Genomic DNA, 16,473 nt, shown 5'->3' with positions numbered 1-16,473 from the left:
ATGGCCAACCCCTATAGCATCGGCCGGGACTGTCGGATTACCCTTTTGTGGAACGGATCGCGCATCGATTTGCGTGACGTGACGGGTTTCCAGTCCGAACAGCACACCATTATTCAGCGGGCAACACCGCTGAATGGTCTGCCGGTCGAATTCAATACGCCGAGCGGCTGGCGCGGCGTGTTTACCATTGCCCGTGCCAATGCCAATCTCGACAGCCTTGTCGCGGCAATCGAGGCTGCGTTCTGGAATGCCGGAAGTATCGGTAGCGGGACGCTTTATCAGTATATCCGTGAACCGGATGGAACGACGACCACCTGGGAATATAGCGGTGTATCCCTGTCGCTCAAGACGGATCGCTGGCAGGCCGAGGGCATGATTCATCAGCATGTCCAGTTTTACGCTTCTTTGCGGAGCAGAATTTCATGACCATGCTGCCTGAAATACTGGATATCGGGACAGGGCGCAGACTGAGCCTGCGTGAACTCGATCCGGGCGATATGCTCGATCTTATCGAGGCTGCTGGCAGTGCGGTTTCCGGACCATCTGCATCGGCCTGGCTGGCCTACGCACAGATGATCTGTTCGGTACGCGCCATCGATGCTGTGCCCGTGCAGATGCCGAATACGAAAGAAGAAATAAGGGAGCTTGCACGGCGTATCGGCAATGACGGTGTTGCGGCGCTCCAGAATCTCTTTGCCGATGAAGCCATGCAGGAAGACGCCATACTGGAAACGGCAAAAAACTGATCGGGCACCCCGACTTTCGAGAAAGTCTCTATCTCGCAAAGAACGGGGTGCCATGGTCAGTGGTCATGAGGTGGTCACATGCACGACGCATAGCGGCCTGTATCACTCTTGCCGGGATGGAGGGATATGTCTTCGACTGGGGGCAGCGGTGTTACCGAGAGGCATAAATCATTATCGGGAAAGGGCGGAGCGTGATGGATGCAGGAATATTTGCGCGGTTTCCGGTTTTGTCAGGTAAGACGGCGCTTCGTTTCTCGTCTTTCGTTCCTCCTTTTCGCCTCCGACTTCCAGGGGCTCGGCAAGATCGCCTCTTGACGGCGAATAAATTCCTGAAATCCTGGAGAGGTGCATCCGCAGGGGGGGCATATAATCATGATACGGGAATGTTCCGGGTCCATGATCATGGGGTGTCGTGTGGGGGGGGGAGAAAGGCTGCAACGTTGTCGCCCGCTTTGGGCAAGGGTCGCTCGGATAGAAAAATGCCTGACGTATATCCGATGCGATCGACATCGAATTTATCGATGAGTGTTGTCGCAGCGCACGCACGAACAGGCCATAGAGACACGGTGCTTCTGCAGCCTTACAGGCGATCTGTCTGCCTTCCTGTCTTTCAGGAGAAAATTGCGCATTTCGGAGGCTTGCAGGCCGGATCTGCATTGCTGACTGTCAGAAAAGGAGGATCCAGATCCATTGGACCTTCCGGCAGGAATGAAGTACGGCGTGGATTGGATAATCTGTTGGCCGGTAAATCGGCAAACATGCTGACGACAACGAAAAAAGCCCGGATGAGCCAGGTTTTGGTCGTTCCGGGACATGATGCATCGTCGGATCGACGCGCCATTGGGAAGGGTTCGGTCGGACTGGAAGGATCGGACTATCCGTGTGCGGGGCAGCATCGGACAGGACGCTTTGATCCGGTAGCCGAAAAAGTGCTGCATCCACGCCCCGGGCATTTGTTGCAAACAAAGAATAATATTAAATTATTCTTCCCGGGAGTGCCGATGTCGCGCGGATTTGTCGCTGTGCCGCCCCATATCTCTCCTGCATCGAAGGGGGCGGAAATGGATGCCGGAACCCCAGAAACACAGGGTCGCCCGCGTAATTCGATATCTGGCGACGTGGAGGGTTATTTTTCTTCTGACAGCCCGCTTTTTGCTTCAATCGGTCGATCCTGCCATGTCTCGATGCGTGCGCAAGGGGCCATGGTCGATGAAATCGCCCTGCCTCAGTATCCGAATCTGAGTGTCGGTTTTATGTGAAGGGGAGCCTATGGGTGGATCGCTTCTCGATGTCGAGAATGCTCTCGGTGCGATAGGGCAACTCGACCGGGCAACGCCTGTGACACTGGGTGATCTTGTCCTGAGTGGGCCGGAAGTGCCGGATACACTTGTGATGGGTGGCAAGCAGATTCTCGTGGTTCATCGACTTCTCGGTGGAGGGCGTGTGATCGACGCGGTAGGGAACGATCCTGCGCGTCTTGTCTTGAGTGGGCGCTTTATCGGTCCCCTGGCGACACGACGTGCGCGTCGTGTGGAGGCGATGAGGCAGGCCGCACGTGTGCTGAGTTTTTCCGTTGCCGATCTTGCTGCCGATGTCTGGATTGCCGAGTTTTCCTGGGCATACCAGGCGCGTGGCACGATATGCCCTTATCGTCTCGTGCTGGAGCGCGAGGTCGTTCCCTTGTCGCAGGGAGCGAGCGCAGGCGAGGGTATCGATCTTGATCTGCGGGCAGGTCTGGGGGCGATCACTGACCGGCTTGCTGAAATGACCGAGGCTGGCTGGATCGGAACGACCATGATTTCTACTCTTGCCGGCCAGATCGCACCGGTGGCGCAGAGCCTTGGTGCAGGCGGGGCAGTAGCTCAGGCGCAGGCTGCGCTGGGCAAGGCAAGTGCGCTCTGGCAGACGGCGTCAGCCGTGTCGCGTGTACCCACCGCAGCGCTTGCCGTGTCCAGCCCCCTGTCTGCGGCCATGTCAGATTTGATGCGCGCTGGAGAAGATGCCGGGGATGCACTCGATAACGCGTCTCCGAGCGATGCGGGCGATCTGCTCGGGCTGTCCCGGAATGCCGGTGTAGCGGTTATCGCTGTGGAGGCTGGGAGTTATGCCAGACGAGCTCGAAGTCTGATGTCCGATTGATGCGCTCCGGAGTGAGCGAGGCGGATAGAACGCAGGGGGGCGGAAAGCATGTCTGTGAGAATTCAGGTTACGGCGGACGACATTTCATTGTTCCATCTGGCAGCGCGTTATTTTGACGATGCAATGCAGTGGTGGCGCATTGCCGAGCGCAACGTCATGACGGATCCCGATCTGACCGGGTTCGAAGTGCCTGTGCAGATCGAATTGCCGAGTGCTGACTTGATCGAGGCAAGTGGAGGCGTACCGGAAACATGACGGTCAGTATGAGGCGCTGGAAAGCGCGTTTGCTAATCGACGGCGCATGCCGTCAGGGCGTGTATGTCTGCGGCTTTCATATCGACTGCAATCGTTACGAGCGCTGCGACACGGCTCATCTCATGGTTGCCATTCGCGATGGAGCTGGTTTTCTGTCTTCTCTGGATGGACGCACCGGACATGATCGACCCGATATCATGATTCAGGTGTGCGATGACAATCTGCCCCAGTCGGGATGGACGACCGTTTTTAACGGTATCCTCGATGCCGTCACCCTTGGGGACGATCCGTCTTCATTCGGTCTCGAATGCCGGGATTATATGGCCTATCTGCTCGATACGCGCATGACGTCATCATGGAGCAACCGCACTGCTCTGGAAATCGTGCAGCAGGCTGTGCAGGAGGCAGGCCTTGCGTTCCAGTCCGATCTGGCGGCCTATCCGACGGGGGATAGCCTGTATTGCGGTCAATTCTGGCAGCTGGAGCACAGGCGGCTTTCGGCGAGCACGCAGCATCGATACCAGACGGCTTTCGATCTGGCTTTTTCGCTCGCGCGCGATCATGGCTATGAATGCTGCATGAACGGGCGGACGCTACAGCTGCAACGGCCCGTTTCTGCCGAGATGTCGCAGATTTTCAAACCAGAGGGTGTACGCCTGGCTTCGTGCCGGTACGATCTGGGACTGGAAAACAGCGTTGTTGTCGGTGTGCGTTCGTGGGACTCGCGGCAGCGCGCGAAAAGCGAAATCTATTTCGATGGAAAGAATTATACCGCCGAGCCGCCAGTGTCCGGCGTAACACTGCATACTTTTCGCCGTCCCGGACAGCGTATGGAAGATGTCAGACGTCTGGCTGAGGGCAAGCATAAGCGGATCGTCTCTCACGCTGTCGAGGCACGGGTATCATTACCTGCAATGATCGGGCTCAAACCGCGTCATTTCATGCTGCTGGACAAACCCGCGATGGAGCGTTCGAGGACGCTTTCGGTCGATGCGGTAGAGCATTTTTTCGATCTGACCAATGGATATCGGCAGGATGTAACATTGCGGGATCGTATCTTTTAAGGGAGGTCTCATGGAGAGCCCGCTCTGGGTTGCTGCGCATCAGACACGCACCGCGCATGCCATTCACGGCATTGTTTCTGCCGTCGATCCATCGAGTCACGCCGTCAAGGTACGGTTGCAACCCGACGATATCGAAACCGGGTGGTTACCCGATGCAGCCCTGGCACAGGCGGGTGACCTGCGTATTTCATGTCCTTGCGCCATAGGGACGCAGGTTCTGTTGATGCCCGTCGAGGGTGATGGGGAAACTTTCGTGATCGTCTCGGTTGTTTTCGATGTGGTTGCGGGACCTGCAATTTCTCCACAGACCGGAAAAGTGGCGCAGCCAGGTGAAATGCTCGTACGAGCGGGGTGCGGGACATCGGACAGGGACTCTCCGGGGCAGAGCGATAGTGGCGGCTGGCTTCATATCGGGCGCGACGGATTGTTTTTTGGCGCGGGATCCCTGCGCTGTCTTATCGGAAAGACCTCGATCGAGTTTCATGCTGGCGATGTATCGCTGACGCTTGACGGGAAAGGTGTTTCCGTCTCGGGCGCGGGTGTTCGCGTCTCGGGAGGGGATGTATTCGTCTCTGGCGGCGATGTGCGCACCGATATGCACAGTCTGGCAGAGCATGTTCATCCTTATGCGAACGGCATGACCGGGAAGGCCGTGGGATGAGCGATTTCTTTCATTATTTCGGAGAGGATCTGCAATGCGAAGAAAATGGCGCATTGCGCGAAGCCTCGGATGCGCTTCTGACACGTCAGTCCGTATTGCGCCGTCTTTGCACCAATCCGAAGGCGTATCTCTGGCACCTGACTTATGGAGCTGGCCTGCCGTCGCGTATCGGTATGCCTATTGCTGAAGACGAGACACGCGGGCTGATCGTGCGTCAGCTCGCTCTTGAAGCCGGGATCGATCAGGACCAGCCGGTAATGGTTGTGCTCACCCCCCAGACCCCGGGCATGTACCTCTGTACGATCTCGTATACCGGAGTGGACATGTCGGGCAGCCAAACAGTGATTTTCAATCAGGATGGCACGATCTGAGCGCAGCTCGGCTCATGTCGGCTCAGCACTGGAACGATCATGTCGTTATCCCTGCGTTCTTTCTCCACTCTGGTGCAAACGGCTGTTGCGACCGCTCAGGCCAGTTGCACAGGCAAACTTACACTGGCCACAGGGACACCGGGTCGAGCGCTCATTGAGAGCGTTTCGGCGCTTGGCTTATGGCTACAGTATATTCTGGTACAGATTTTGTGCAGGACGCGGCTGGCGACATCGGTGGGCGCGGATTGCGACAGTTTCGTCGGTGATTTCGGCATGACACGTCTGCCCGGTGTCCGGTCGCTCGGTTCGGTGACGATGACCTGCTTTTCCTATGGTGATATTTCTGCGGTGATCCGGCCTGGCGTGCTGGTGCGCACGGCATCGGCCACGACCTTTCAGGTTGTGACCGATGAGGCCCATGAACAGTGGTCGCATGAGACGGGCGGGTATATCAGACCGGCCGGCGTGGCATCTGTGACCGTGCCGGTTGAGGCGCTCATGGAGGGCGTGCAGGGCAATGTGCCGGTCGGAGCCATTTCCCTGATGGGTACTTCGGTTGCAGGTATCGACATCGTGACCAATCCACGAGCCTTTGCCAATGGGTCGGATCAGGAAACTGATGCCCAGCTGCGCGCACGTTTTCCGTTATGGCTGGCAGCGAAGGCCAGCGCCTCGCGTGGGGCCATTGAAAACGCGGTGGCGGGCGTACAGAATAATCTGGCTTACGCGGTTTTTGACGGTCAGACGCCGGATGGAGCGTCTCGCGCCGGATATTTCACGGTTGTCGTCGACGATGGCAGCGACCGGGTGCCGGAGCCGGTATTGCGCCAGGTCTATGCACAGGTCGAGAACTGCAAGGCTCTCGGCGTTGGCTTTAGTGTGCAGCGCCCGCTCATCCTGTCGCTGGATATCGCCATGACGGTGCATATCGTGAAGGATGCAGATGCTGCGCGCGTACAGACGGCTGTCATGGCTGCCATAGACCAGGATATTCGTGCGGCCCGCATAGGCGGTGGTTATGCGTTCAGTCGCCTTGCCTATCTTGCTTATGCAGCGGCCGGAGAGGCTGTCACGACCGTGACACAGATCAGTCTCGACGGCGCGCAGAACGATGTTCCCGGGCAGGCACGTCAGTCGCTTTTGCCAGGCATGATTTCCGTACAGATCGTTCAGGAGGGGTAATGCCGAAATTCAACAGTTATTTCCCTATCCCCGCGATCGATGGGGCGGAAATTCTTGTGGTCGCAACGCCGAGTGGTGTGGAAACGCTTAATGCCACGGCGAGTCAGATTGCCGGTGCGCCTGCCGATTCACCACCCAGTGGGGAATTTTTTGCTGAGGAAGGCGCCAAGGTCAGTCGTTTCGGTGACAGGTTCTTTATCGGTGCCGCCTCGGATTACCCTGCGCTCAATACACGCGACGTTGCGCGTCAGGACTGGCTCTCAGCGCTCATGGCAACGACATCCATCGGTCCCTGGGCGCTGGAAAATGCCCAGGCTGCCTCACTGTCCCGCTTCGGGTGCAGTGGCTTCGTTGCAGGATCACGCACCTCGGATGCACTGAACTCGCGGAGCAAGCTGGGGCATATTCCAAGTTCCATCGGTGTGGCGTCATGGGGAATTGCCGATGATACGACAAACCCGACCCTGACGACGGCCTATGCCTATTACGGGGAGGCCTGGCGCATGCCGGGCGTCAATTATCAGCCCAGTTTTGTCATGGAACTCGAAGCCGTCAATCTTGGCGGTGCGGCTCATGGCATGTCGACACCGTATCATCCCAATTGCGGCGGCGGCACCTATGCAATCCAGATCGGTGCAGGTGGCGGCCAGACCGAGGGTACGGCCGATTGCGAGGCCGGGATCGTTTTCGTGAGTAATCCTGATTCCTGGAAAACGGGCATCCTTTTCAGCAACACGGCGTTGACGGGGACGAACGGTGAGGATGGCGGCTATGGGAATGCTCTTTCCATGGCGCGCAATCAGGGTATCGAATGGCGCACACCCGAGACGCGCGAGAATGTGCAGGGTCTCGATGCGGGAGCCATGCTTTTTTCGACCGTGGCACACACGGATAACGGGCAGCGTGTGCAGTTTTCCGATGACGGGCTGCTTGTCACGAACATGACGGGGAACCTGCTGTTCTCGATTTCACCCAATACGATGCCGACCAATACGCTCAATGTGCAGGCAGGGAGCGGGCTCGCGGCAGCTGGAATCTACGTGCAAAAAGGTGAGAAAGGGTCTCCCAATCTCGGGCTTTATCCGGCTGAGGGGGGTGAAATCCAGATGTCTTCCCCTGTTGCCAGCCCCGGCGGTGCTGTGCCGCTTTCGGCTGAGGGAGGATTTCTGCATCTCAATGTCAATGGCAAGGATTATCGCGTTCCGCTTTTCTCGGTCGAGCAGGTGGGGGGCTGATGGCTGTTCTGAAAGACGGCGATCTTTCTGCCTTGCAGGCGACCGATCGCAAGACGCTTTACGATACTGGTATTGCACCAGGCACAGCGCGTGATTTTGCACGTCGTATCCGCCTGCTTCTGCCGCAGGGATGGTTTCCCGCCTATCGTGGGGATGAGGTCGAGGATGCGCCCGTTCTGCAGGCGCTTCTGACCGGATTTGGTTCTGTGCTGGCCCATATATGGGCATTGATGATCGTAGTGCGCGCACAGACCCGTATGGGCACGACATCGGGACCGTTTCTCGACATGGCAGCGAAAGACTATTTTGGCGCAGCCGGGCCGATACGCCTGCCGCTCGAAAGAGATACGCGTCTGCGTCGGCGCATGGTGGAACGGCTGAACGCACAACGCAACACACGGCAAGCCGTTGTGCAGGCGGTTACCGAGCTTGCGGGGGCGCCCCCACGCATTATCGAACCGATGACGGTGCGTGACTGCGGCGCTTGGTGCAGGGCCGGCGGATATGGCGCTGCGCAAAGCCGCTACGGATCGACAAAGGGAGGGCAGTTCATGATCGAGATCTATCCCAAACAGCCTGTCGAGCAGCGGGCTCTTCATGCTGCGCTGTGTGCTGTCAAAGCCTGCGGTGTCACGGCCTGGGTAAGGGTGGAAATGTAATGGACCGACCGATTATCTATGCGGGTGCCGTACCTTTCGACACGGATCTGCTGAGACTTGGCCGTTACGCGAAGGAGGGCATCGGTCGTTTGGCCGAGATTGTCCTTGGACGTCAGACAGTCATGGCTGCGGGGCTTGCCTGTCAGCCTTCATCCACAGATCTGTCTCTTGCGATCGGACCGGGAACCATTGTTGCCCCCTATATGGTCGATGCGGCGCATATAGGCAGTATCACGGCCGGGCTTGAGGCTGACACAGCCAGGACGCAATGTCTGTTTCATCACGATGAGACATTGCATGTTCCGGTACCCGTAACGGGGGCAGCACTGACCGTTTATGCCATCTGTAGCGAGACGGATGACTGTCCGGATATTCTGCCATTCTATAATGCCGATCAGCCCGATCAGACCATGGCGGGGCCGGATAATCGCGGCAAGTCGCTCCCTACGCGCAGGACCGGACGGATCGCTTTCGATGTCGCAACGCGCGCGCCGGTGGTTGCGGGCGCTGTTGTGGTTGCATTGTACAGCCTGGACGTACCCCCCACGGTCGATAATCTGGGTGGCCTCGTCGTTAAGCCGGGGGCTGCGTTCCTGCCAGATCTGACGGAGCTTGCCACCAAGGATTTCGCCCAGCAGATCACACAGCCGCCTGAAATCTGCGCTACGAGTTGTATTCTGACCATCCCCGACTGGGCGCGGCAAATCGAGCTGCGCGCCGTTGGGGCTGGGGGGGGAGGCGCATCATGCACAGCCATTTCACCGGAAGCGGGGTCATTTTCCGGTGCAGGTGGTGGGGCCGGCGGGGATGCCTGGGGGATCTATGCGCTGGATCCGGGCATAGACAACAGGCTTTCTATCACGATCGGATTGGGGGGCGGTCCCGATCAGTCCGGCGGAGCAAGCTTTGTGACCTATGGTGGTCAGCCTTTGCTCAGCGCCGAGGGCGGTCGGCCCGGTGCGTTTTCGAGCGCCCGGATTTCTGTCGGTGGCAGCGGTGGGGGCGCTGACGGAGGGAGTTTGTGGAACCAGAATGGCGGTGCAGGCAGCGATGGCCAGAACGGAACGCTGGTTTTTGCCGGAAATGGCAGTGAAGGACCCTGGGGCGGCGCAGGTAAGGCTGGTTACCAGCTGGGAATAACGGCGACCAAATACGGGGCCGGTGGAGGGGGCGCTTATGCCGCCCGTGCCGTCGGGGAAAGCACGGCGGGCGGGCGCGGTTTTCAAGGCTGCGTCGTTTATCGTTTCCTGAGATAGAACCGCGCCCGGGAGGTTCGGATCCGGTGCAATTGCAGGGATCAGTTCAGAGGGCTGGATGCGGTGTCTTTGATCCAGCGTGCATTCTGGCTACGGAATGACCTGACCTGATCGACAGAGACGGCAGCAGCGTTGTTGCCCCAGCTCTGACGGATGAACGTGACGACATCGGCAATCTCCCGATCGGAGAGAATAGGGTCAAATCCCGGCATGGTTAGAGATGACGGCGCCTTGGCTGTAGCTGGGACACTTGCCCCTCGCAGGACGATCAGAATGAGCGACCCCGGATCCTTGTCCATCAGGGTGGGATTGCCCGCAAGGGGAGGGAAGGCGGGGGCATAGCCATGCCCGTCGGTCCTGTGACAGGCGGCGCAGCGATCGACATAGACCTTCGCGCCGGGACTGGGCAGCTTGCCATGATGCAGCGCATCGGCAATTGCCGGATCGTATTGCCAAGGGGATTCGTTCTTGTGCGCCGGGAGCGATGTCTTGAGGTAGCGTGCTATGGCGTGAAGGTCTGAATCGGTCAGATGTTGCGTACCATGCGCGATCGCATCGCTCATGCCCCCGAAGGCCGATCCGTGCAGATTGCGCCCGGTAGCGAGGAAGGTAACGATGTCATCCTCACTCCAGCGTCCGAGCCCCGTGCGGTTGTCAGCGCGCAGATTGATTGGGGTCCATCCGTCGACGGCAGCACCTCCAGACAGAAAGCTGGCGCCCTGATCGCTGGAAAGTGCTTCTTCCTGCAGGGTCAATGCGCGCGGGGTATGACAGGCACCGCAATGTCCCATGCCCTCCACAAGATAGGCGCCCCGGGCGATATCAGGAGAAGAAAAGCGCTCAGCGTTGGCGAGAGCGGCTTTTGGCGTCGGGGCGAAGCTCAGGCGCCAGAGTGTCATGGGCCAGCGTATGGAAAGTGGCCATGCTATCGTGTTGTGCGGTGTGGCCTTGGTGGAAGGTGCGACACCATAATGAAAGTAGGTCCAGAGCGCGTGGATATCGCTATCGTTTATGCGGGCATATGAGGGAAAGGGCATGGCCGGATAAAGCGGCTTGCCATCGCGACCGATCCCCTTTCGGAGCGCATTCGTGAAATCGGCCTCGGTATAATTGCCAATGCCATGCATTTTATCCGGTGTGATGTTAGGTGCGTAAAGCGTGCCAATCGGAAGAACGAACGGGTTGCCACCGGCGTAAGGTGCTGACCGGTCGTGGGTATGACAGGCTGCGCAATCGGCCGCTGCGGCCAGATAGCGGCCTTTGTCGATAAGATCGGATTGCGGGGAGGCCTTTGCTGCCTGTGAGCCGAGGATGCCCAGAAGGCCGAGGACCAGGCCGCGCTTGACGCGGCTGTGCAGGAAGCCGCGCATCAGAGGGAGACCAGGGGGCCGGGCTTTGAAAGATAATGCGTGCGTATGTGATAAGCAGCCCAATAGGCGAGCGCAGCGACAGTGCCTGTGGGATTATACCCCATGCCCTGTGGGAATGCATTCGAGCCTATGACGAAGACATTCGACACGTCCCAGCTTTGCAGATAGCGGTTCAAGGCGCTGTCTTTGGGGCTGGTTCCCATAACGGCACCGCCGCCGAGATGGGTCGTCTGGTAACGCCGCGTATCGAATGCCTCTCCATGCTCCAGTCGGCCGAGCTCATAGCGCTTTGCGCCGAGCGCCTTCATGATCGGTTCGATCCTGCCGACCACATACTGGTTCATACGGATATCGTTTTCCTTCCAGGTGAAGGTCATGCGCAGCAGAGGCTGGCCGTAGCTGTCTTTCCACGTTGGATCGAGATCGAGATAGACATCGCGATAGGCCATGTTGCTGCCATGCGCATCCATGGCAAGCGAGTGACGATAGGTATCGACGAGTCCGGCCTTGTATCCTGCGCCCCAGCGTGGCGCGGATTTTCCGCCCCCCGTCATGGCGGCTGCAATGGGCTTGACACCAGCCTGATTGACCCAGACAGGCGATCCCCCGATAAAACCGAGCGGCCCGTGGTCAAAATTATCGCTGTTGAAGTCGTCGATGGCGACCCCCGCCCCACCTGCGCCGATGAACTGGTTGGTGAACTGCGTTTCGGATAGCCAGGCATGTGAAGTGGTGATCGTCTGATAGACGAAGTTGCGGCCGATCGTTCCCGTATTGCTGATCGGATCGTAGGGCGTGCCGATACCCGAAAGCAGCATCAGATGAACATTATGGAACTGGAATGCTGCAAGAATGACCAGATCGGCCTCGATCGTTTCCTCACGCTGCGCGCGTTGATCGAGATAGGTTACGCCTGTGGCCTGGCGTCGGTCGCTGTCCAGATTGACCTTCAGTACATGGGCATCGGTGATGAGGGTAAATTCTGGATCGTTGCGTAAGGCGGGCAGGATATTGATGTTCGGCGAGGCCTTTGAATACATATAGCAGTCATAACCACTGCAATATCCACAGAAATTGCACGGGCCCATCTGTAGACCGTAACTATTGGTATATTGTTTTGATGCGTTGGCTGCTGGCAGGGAGTAGGGGTGATACCCGGACTCGGTAGCCGCTTTTCTGAAAAGACTGGCGGTGTATACATCCTGCATGGCGGGAAGCGGGAAATGGTTGCTACGCGATGGCGCGAACACATTGCCTTGTCCGACTACCTGACCATTAACTTTATAGGCCTCGCCTGAGGTGCCGAATACTTTCTCCGCCTTGTCAAAGAACGGCTCCAGCTCCTCATAGGTGACGCCGTAATCCTGAAGATTCATGGTCTCGGGAATGAATTTTGCACCATAGCGTTCGATCACATGACTGCGCAGACGCAGATCGTCAGGGGCGGCGCGAAAATGCACGCCCGACCAGTGCAAACCTGCACCCCCGACCCCTTCACCCGGCAGAAAGGCAGCAAGCTGGCGGTAGGGCAGGGCAGTCTGGTTGATCGTATTGCGTATGGTGACGGTTGTCTTGGCCGGGTTCTGGAAAAGACGGTGACGTATTGCACCACGTAATTCATCGATCGAACCCGGATATGTTCCTTCATCGGCTGTTTTGCGCTCTGGCCCGCGTTCGAGCATGACGACCCGACGTCCTGCCTCGCGCATCTCTTTGGCGAGGATGGCGCCGGCCCAGCCAGCTCCAATGATGACAACGTCGGTCCGTTTTGAAGTCATGCGTTTGGCACTCGGTACAATGAAACATCAGGCATCAAAAAAAGAATCAGGCTTTCCGGGCGCCGATCGATACGGGAGGGAAAGGATAAGCTGCACCTTCCTGGTTGACCCAATCCATAAAATCGGCGCGTGCGCCCGGGAAGCCAAGCAGCATCCAGCCCTGCATGTGAAGATTGCCACCATAAGCAGGATCGGCAAAAACGCCTTCGAGCGTATTGGTACGCAGCTGCTCGAAAAACAGACGCGCATTGAAGGCCGGAAAATTGACTGCACCGCCCTCGAAGGCGGTCAGCAGCTCTACTTGTATCTCAGGCGTGAGATCGGCGAAGGTTTTGCCGCGCTCGGTACGGGCATAGTGATCGGCTGCCTCGATCCCCTGACGGTAGAGATCACAGGGTGCCAGTGGAAGCTGATAGCCCAGATTTGCCGGGCCTTCCTGAAACGGGCCGGACATATACCAGAGCTCTCCCCGGCCATAGGGGGTCTGCATCTGTCCGTCTATGAAATAGGCCACGCCCAGTGCGCTGGCGCCGGGGCCGAGTGCATCATGGGGATAGATGCATTCGCAGGCCGCATCCAGAAACCGGAATTCTTCCGGAGAGAAGAAAGCGGGTTTGCGGTCTGGCATGGGTGAGGCAACGGCCGGGAAAGGAAATTCCTGTCCGGCCAGAAGAAAGAAAGCCGTTGTTCCGGCGGCATTGCGGACGAAACGTCTGCGTGAAGGCGATGGCGCGCTCAACCTGTTCTCCTGACGGAACAACGGAATGGATGTCCCATCATATGGGTCGATGATCGTTCTTCGCGATTGCCGGTGGAAATGCAAGCGGCATTCTGTTGGTTACCGGTGTTTACCGCCCACACCGAGGCAGGCGGTTTGACCATGACTGCTCAGGAATGACCGGCAGGCAGGGTGAGAACCCCGGGTTGAGGCGATTTGACTGCTGGAGCGGCTGGGGCACTGGTGTCATCGCCAAGCGGGAATATGGCGTCTGGCTCCTGCGGCTTTGCATTGCTGATTGCTGACGTATCGCCAGCAGGTGCGGTGGTGGCTGCTGCCGATGCAATCGGGGCATTAGCGGTCGAGATCGACGATGCGGCAGGCGTGTCAGCAACTGCGCTGCTGACCGGGGCAGCGACAGGTGCGCCGGGCCCGATATTCTGCTGCTGGATCGCGCCGGCCAGCGGTGCGCCACTGGCATCGACCAGCCAGTCACGCAGCGATTTCTTGATCTGGAATTCCAGCTCGACATTCATGTCCTGCATCATCTGGCTTGTCAGATCGTACAGTACGGCGCGCGATTCCGGATCCTTGTCGCCCGGGTTGAGGCTGCGTGTGATATGAGCGAGCGCGTAGCCTGCACGACCGCCCGCCGGGGCTGAGACATCGACATGCGCTTCGAGTTCGCCCAGCAGGGTACCGCCCGGAGCATGCAGAATGCTTGCCTTGGTGATCGTGAACGTGCCGTTCCCTTCCGATCCGCTGGCAATCAGGCGGTCGCGGGCCATCTGTTCGAGCGCCTGCTGGGGCGTGGTGGGGGCTTTGCCCGAGATATCGCCCGGCACGCTACCCGGCGGCGCAGAATCGACGATTTCGAGATGCGCGACATTGAGATGCATCTTGCTGAGATAGCTGTAATCCAGCGGGGCAAAGCTTTGCGGCTCGCTGCCTCCACAGGCGGTCAGGACGGGCGCAACGCAGCCCAGAACCAGACAGACTGAACCGAAACGAAGAAAAGACCGGACTCGTGACATGACCTGCTCCTGACAATGCGGCGGATGTTATTTCTTTTTCACGAGAGAGCGAAGACGACCGAGCAGGCCGCTTGACGGTTTGTGATCGTTTTTATGACTCGGTGCAGGATCGTCGCCCGGATGATGCTGGTGCAGGAACGCCCATGATTCGGAAATCATATCTGCCGAGGAGGCAGAGGGTGCAGAAGACAGAGCGGGTTTATCCTCAACCGTATCGATGGTGAGGGACGATGCCTGACCCAACCCGTAATCGCGCGCCTCGAAAGCCTGTGCAGCTTCGATCGCCCCAACATGATCCGGATTGCTGAGATACCAGCCCAGTATGAGAGAGGGTAACATGCCTGCCATTCCATCATCGCTGATAAGGATATTGGCCTTGGGGCAATAAAAGCCCGGCTGCTGGTCGAGCTGTTTTTCCCACCAGGACAGGTAGAAACAGCAATCATGCTTTGTATCGTAAAAACGATGGATCAGCTGGTGATCGACGACGAAAGAAATCTGGGACCGCAAGGGTGCGTCGGAGAACGGCGAAAGCACAACCAGGCTTTCCGGCCCGACACGCGTGCCGAGCAGGCGGCGTATCCTGCGCGATGACAGGACGGCATCGTCGATGCGCGCGACTTCCTTGTTCTGTTCGAGCAATGCGGTCTGCAGCTGACGCAGATCGCCCATCATGCGTACCGACCAGGCAGCCGCAAGCTGCGTCGCCAGAAAAAGCGGGATGGGGCGGGCATCGGGAAGAGGTTCCGGAGAGGCGCTGAGCGCGTGACGTGCCAGCGTGTCGAACCATGGAGAAACCGTGGTCAGGATATCCGCTGGCTGCAGGCGTTGCACAACCTCGATATGAGAGCCGCAATAAGAGCGGCTTTCATCGAAATACCAGACGGCCTGACGGCCGCTCATGGCATCCTGCAATGTCAGACAGATGATGTCGTCAGCCAGATACACGACATCTTTCGCTACCCACTGGTCGTAAAGCGAGGTAATTTTCTCGCCGTCCATGGTTGCCGTATCGAGAAAGGCTTCGGCAGGGTTCATCGCGCAATCTCGGCACGGTCGAAACTGAACCCGACATTGCAGAACTCGCAGTTCATGGTGATCTGGCCGTCTTCAGCCATGTGATCGAGATCATCATCGGGGAATGTCGCGAGGACACTGGCAAGTCTGGCGCGGCTGCACCGGCAGCCGAGACTGACCGCACGGGGGCGGTCTATCAGGACATCCTGCGTGCCGAAAAGTCGTTCGATCAGGGTCGTGGCACTCAGGGTGGGATCGAAGGGTTCTGCGCTGGTCAGCGTATTGCCAAGAATACAGGCCGTTTCCCAGCTATCCTCGTCGATAGCCCCGTCAGTGCCGGTGCCGGCACCTTCAGCATCTTTCCGGGCGATACCGCCCTCTTCGGCGATTTTTTCCAGCAGGAGGGCGCCTGCCTGCCAGCCATCGGCTGTCTTCTCGCAATAGAGACGCATCCAGCACTGATGCTGTTCGCTGGTATTGAAATAATGCATGGCCATATCGGCCAGATTTTCGCCTTCAAGCGCCACGATGCCCTGATGGCGTTCCGTATGGGCACCCTGATCGATGGTGAAGGCAAAATAGCCGTCACCCAGCAGGGCCTTTGCCGGGGCCTGCTCGAGTTCCCCGGATGCGCGCAGGTAAAAGCGTAGCTCACCGCTATCGGTGCAATCGGCCACCAGCATCGATATCGGGCCATCGCCCTTGATCTGGAGGGAAAAGGATCCCTTGAATTTCAGACCAGCGCTCAGCCCGGCAACAAGCGACAGGGCTTCTCCGGCCAGTTGACGACCGCAATCGGGAATATCATGGCGCATGAGCATGATATCGGCCAGTTTGCCCAGACGAACGAGACGCCCGCGCACCGGGCGATTGGCCAGATGGAAGGGCGTTATTCCGTGGGATACGACCAGGTCGGGCACGGTTTCGGGGCGCTGTGTATCCAGAAAGGCAGGTGTCTCGATCATCGTCGTTTCGTCGGTTGCTTCTT

The 16,473-nt window shown here is 58.4% G+C and carries 18 protein-coding genes; 12 read left to right on the top strand and 6 right to left on the bottom strand.

The genetic code is table 11. The features are described 5' to 3' along the window. The 12 genes from NF685_RS12245 (at position 1) to NF685_RS12190 (ending at position 9,568) form a co-directional block, all read left to right on the top strand. A complete protein-coding gene (locus NF685_RS12245) occupies positions 1-426 on the top strand; it encodes a hypothetical protein (RefSeq protein ID WP_252849827.1) in 426 nt (141 codons plus the stop codon). Further along, complete coding sequence (locus NF685_RS12240) at positions 423-746, top strand: hypothetical protein (protein ID WP_252849826.1); 324 nt, start codon at positions 423-425, stop codon at positions 744-746. Before NF685_RS12245 ends, NF685_RS12240 begins: the two co-directional genes overlap by 4 nt. Positions 747-1,267: 521 nt before the next feature. Further along, positions 1,268-2,005 (top strand): hypothetical protein, encoded by a 738-nt coding sequence (locus tag NF685_RS12235; RefSeq protein WP_252849825.1) that lies wholly within the window; start codon positions 1,268-1,270, stop codon positions 2,003-2,005. A gap of 10 nt (positions 2,006-2,015) precedes the next feature. After that, positions 2,016-2,885 (top strand): hypothetical protein, encoded by an 870-nt coding sequence (locus NF685_RS12230; RefSeq protein ID WP_252849824.1) that lies wholly within the window; start codon positions 2,016-2,018, stop codon positions 2,883-2,885. A 48-nt stretch (positions 2,886-2,933) separates the two neighbouring features. After that, positions 2,934-3,140: a hypothetical protein gene (locus NF685_RS12225; RefSeq protein WP_252849823.1), complete on the top strand. Its 207-nt coding sequence runs from the start codon at positions 2,934-2,936 to the stop codon at positions 3,138-3,140. Beyond that, positions 3,137-4,204, top strand: a complete 1,068-nt coding sequence (locus NF685_RS12220; protein WP_252849822.1) for a hypothetical protein — start codon at positions 3,137-3,139, stop codon at positions 4,202-4,204. Before NF685_RS12225 ends, NF685_RS12220 begins: the two co-directional genes overlap by 4 nt. Positions 4,205-4,214: 10 nt before the next feature. Next, complete coding sequence (locus NF685_RS12215) at positions 4,215-4,865, top strand: baseplate assembly protein (protein WP_252849821.1); 651 nt, start codon at positions 4,215-4,217, stop codon at positions 4,863-4,865. Further along, positions 4,862-5,236, top strand: coding sequence for a phage tail protein (locus tag NF685_RS12210; RefSeq protein ID WP_252849820.1), 375 nt, complete (start codon positions 4,862-4,864; stop codon positions 5,234-5,236). The genes NF685_RS12215 and NF685_RS12210 overlap by 4 nt, the downstream gene beginning before the upstream one ends. 39 nt (positions 5,237-5,275) lie before the next feature. Continuing rightward, complete coding sequence (locus NF685_RS12205; RefSeq protein WP_252849819.1) at positions 5,276-6,418, top strand: baseplate J/gp47 family protein; 1,143 nt, start codon at positions 5,276-5,278, stop codon at positions 6,416-6,418. Continuing rightward, positions 6,418-7,653: a hypothetical protein gene (locus NF685_RS12200; RefSeq protein WP_252849818.1), complete on the top strand. Its 1,236-nt coding sequence runs from the start codon at positions 6,418-6,420 to the stop codon at positions 7,651-7,653. Before NF685_RS12205 ends, NF685_RS12200 begins: the two co-directional genes overlap by 1 nt. After that, the gene (locus tag NF685_RS12195) at positions 7,653-8,312 is read left to right on the top strand and encodes a hypothetical protein (RefSeq protein WP_252849817.1); all 660 of its coding nucleotides are present in this window, start codon (positions 7,653-7,655) and stop codon (positions 8,310-8,312) included. Before NF685_RS12200 ends, NF685_RS12195 begins: the two co-directional genes overlap by 1 nt. Further along, positions 8,312-9,568, top strand: coding sequence for a glycine-rich domain-containing protein (locus tag NF685_RS12190; protein ID WP_252849816.1), 1,257 nt, complete (start codon positions 8,312-8,314; stop codon positions 9,566-9,568). The genes NF685_RS12195 and NF685_RS12190 overlap by 1 nt, the downstream gene beginning before the upstream one ends. Before the next feature lie 41 nt (positions 9,569-9,609). Here NF685_RS12190 and NF685_RS12185 read toward each other — a convergent pair whose 3' ends face one another. The 6 genes from NF685_RS12185 to hslO form a co-directional block, all read right to left on the bottom strand. Continuing rightward, complete coding sequence (locus tag NF685_RS12185) at positions 9,610-10,938, bottom strand: c-type cytochrome (RefSeq protein WP_252849815.1); 1,329 nt, start codon at positions 10,936-10,938, stop codon at positions 9,610-9,612. Next, positions 10,938-12,716, bottom strand: a complete 1,779-nt coding sequence (locus tag NF685_RS12180; RefSeq protein ID WP_252849814.1) for a GMC family oxidoreductase — start codon at positions 12,714-12,716, stop codon at positions 10,938-10,940. The genes NF685_RS12185 and NF685_RS12180 overlap by 1 nt, the downstream gene beginning before the upstream one ends. Positions 12,717-12,762: 46 nt before the next feature. Continuing rightward, entirely contained in the window at positions 12,763-13,455 is a 693-nt protein-coding gene (locus NF685_RS12175; RefSeq protein ID WP_252849813.1) for a gluconate 2-dehydrogenase subunit 3 family protein, read from the bottom strand. A gap of 149 nt (positions 13,456-13,604) precedes the next feature. Then, positions 13,605-14,468 carry a hypothetical protein gene (locus NF685_RS12170; RefSeq protein ID WP_252849812.1) on the bottom strand — a complete coding sequence of 288 codons (864 nt, stop codon included), beginning with the start codon at positions 14,466-14,468 and terminating at the stop codon, positions 13,605-13,607. 27 nt (positions 14,469-14,495) lie between these two features. Beyond that, complete coding sequence (locus tag NF685_RS12165; protein ID WP_252849811.1) at positions 14,496-15,506, bottom strand: hypothetical protein; 1,011 nt, start codon at positions 15,504-15,506, stop codon at positions 14,496-14,498. Then, complete coding sequence (gene hslO / locus NF685_RS12160; protein WP_252849810.1) at positions 15,503-16,450, bottom strand: Hsp33 family molecular chaperone HslO; 948 nt, start codon at positions 16,448-16,450, stop codon at positions 15,503-15,505. The genes NF685_RS12165 and hslO overlap by 4 nt, the downstream gene beginning before the upstream one ends. Between the last annotated feature and the right edge of the window lie 23 nt (positions 16,451-16,473).

This window comes from Asaia lannensis NBRC 102526, assembly GCF_024054035.1.
Classification (GTDB): Bacteria; Pseudomonadota; Alphaproteobacteria; order Acetobacterales; family Acetobacteraceae; genus Asaia; species Asaia lannensis.
This window is presented reverse-complemented; position numbering and strand designations above follow the sequence as displayed.

Coding starts and splice junctions, on each gene's coding strand:
- NF685_RS12165 (WP_252849811.1), bottom strand. CDS start 15,506: ATGAACCCTGCCGAAGCCTTTCTCGATACGGCAACCATGGACGGCGAG.
- NF685_RS12190 (WP_252849816.1), top strand. CDS start 8,312: ATGGACCGACCGATTATCTATGCGGGTGCCGTACCTTTCGACACGGAT.
- NF685_RS12220 (WP_252849822.1), top strand. CDS start 3,137: ATGACGGTCAGTATGAGGCGCTGGAAAGCGCGTTTGCTAATCGACGGC.
- NF685_RS12185 (WP_252849815.1), bottom strand. CDS start 10,938: ATGCGCGGCTTCCTGCACAGCCGCGTCAAGCGCGGCCTGGTCCTCGGC.
- NF685_RS12205 (WP_252849819.1), top strand. CDS start 5,276: ATGTCGTTATCCCTGCGTTCTTTCTCCACTCTGGTGCAAACGGCTGTT.
- NF685_RS12230 (WP_252849824.1), top strand. CDS start 2,016: ATGGGTGGATCGCTTCTCGATGTCGAGAATGCTCTCGGTGCGATAGGG.
- NF685_RS12170 (WP_252849812.1), bottom strand. CDS start 14,468: ATGTCACGAGTCCGGTCTTTTCTTCGTTTCGGTTCAGTCTGTCTGGTT.
- NF685_RS12195 (WP_252849817.1), top strand. CDS start 7,653: ATGGCTGTTCTGAAAGACGGCGATCTTTCTGCCTTGCAGGCGACCGAT.
- hslO (WP_252849810.1), bottom strand. CDS start 16,450: ATGATCGAGACACCTGCCTTTCTGGATACACAGCGCCCCGAAACCGTG.
- NF685_RS12215 (WP_252849821.1), top strand. CDS start 4,215: ATGGAGAGCCCGCTCTGGGTTGCTGCGCATCAGACACGCACCGCGCAT.
- NF685_RS12235 (WP_252849825.1), top strand. CDS start 1,268: ATGAGTGTTGTCGCAGCGCACGCACGAACAGGCCATAGAGACACGGTG.
- NF685_RS12225 (WP_252849823.1), top strand. CDS start 2,934: ATGTCTGTGAGAATTCAGGTTACGGCGGACGACATTTCATTGTTCCAT.
- NF685_RS12200 (WP_252849818.1), top strand. CDS start 6,418: ATGCCGAAATTCAACAGTTATTTCCCTATCCCCGCGATCGATGGGGCG.
- NF685_RS12180 (WP_252849814.1), bottom strand. CDS start 12,716: ATGACTTCAAAACGGACCGACGTTGTCATCATTGGAGCTGGCTGGGCC.
- NF685_RS12210 (WP_252849820.1), top strand. CDS start 4,862: ATGAGCGATTTCTTTCATTATTTCGGAGAGGATCTGCAATGCGAAGAA.
- NF685_RS12245 (WP_252849827.1), top strand. CDS start 1: ATGGCCAACCCCTATAGCATCGGCCGGGACTGTCGGATTACCCTTTTG.
- NF685_RS12240 (WP_252849826.1), top strand. CDS start 423: ATGACCATGCTGCCTGAAATACTGGATATCGGGACAGGGCGCAGACTG.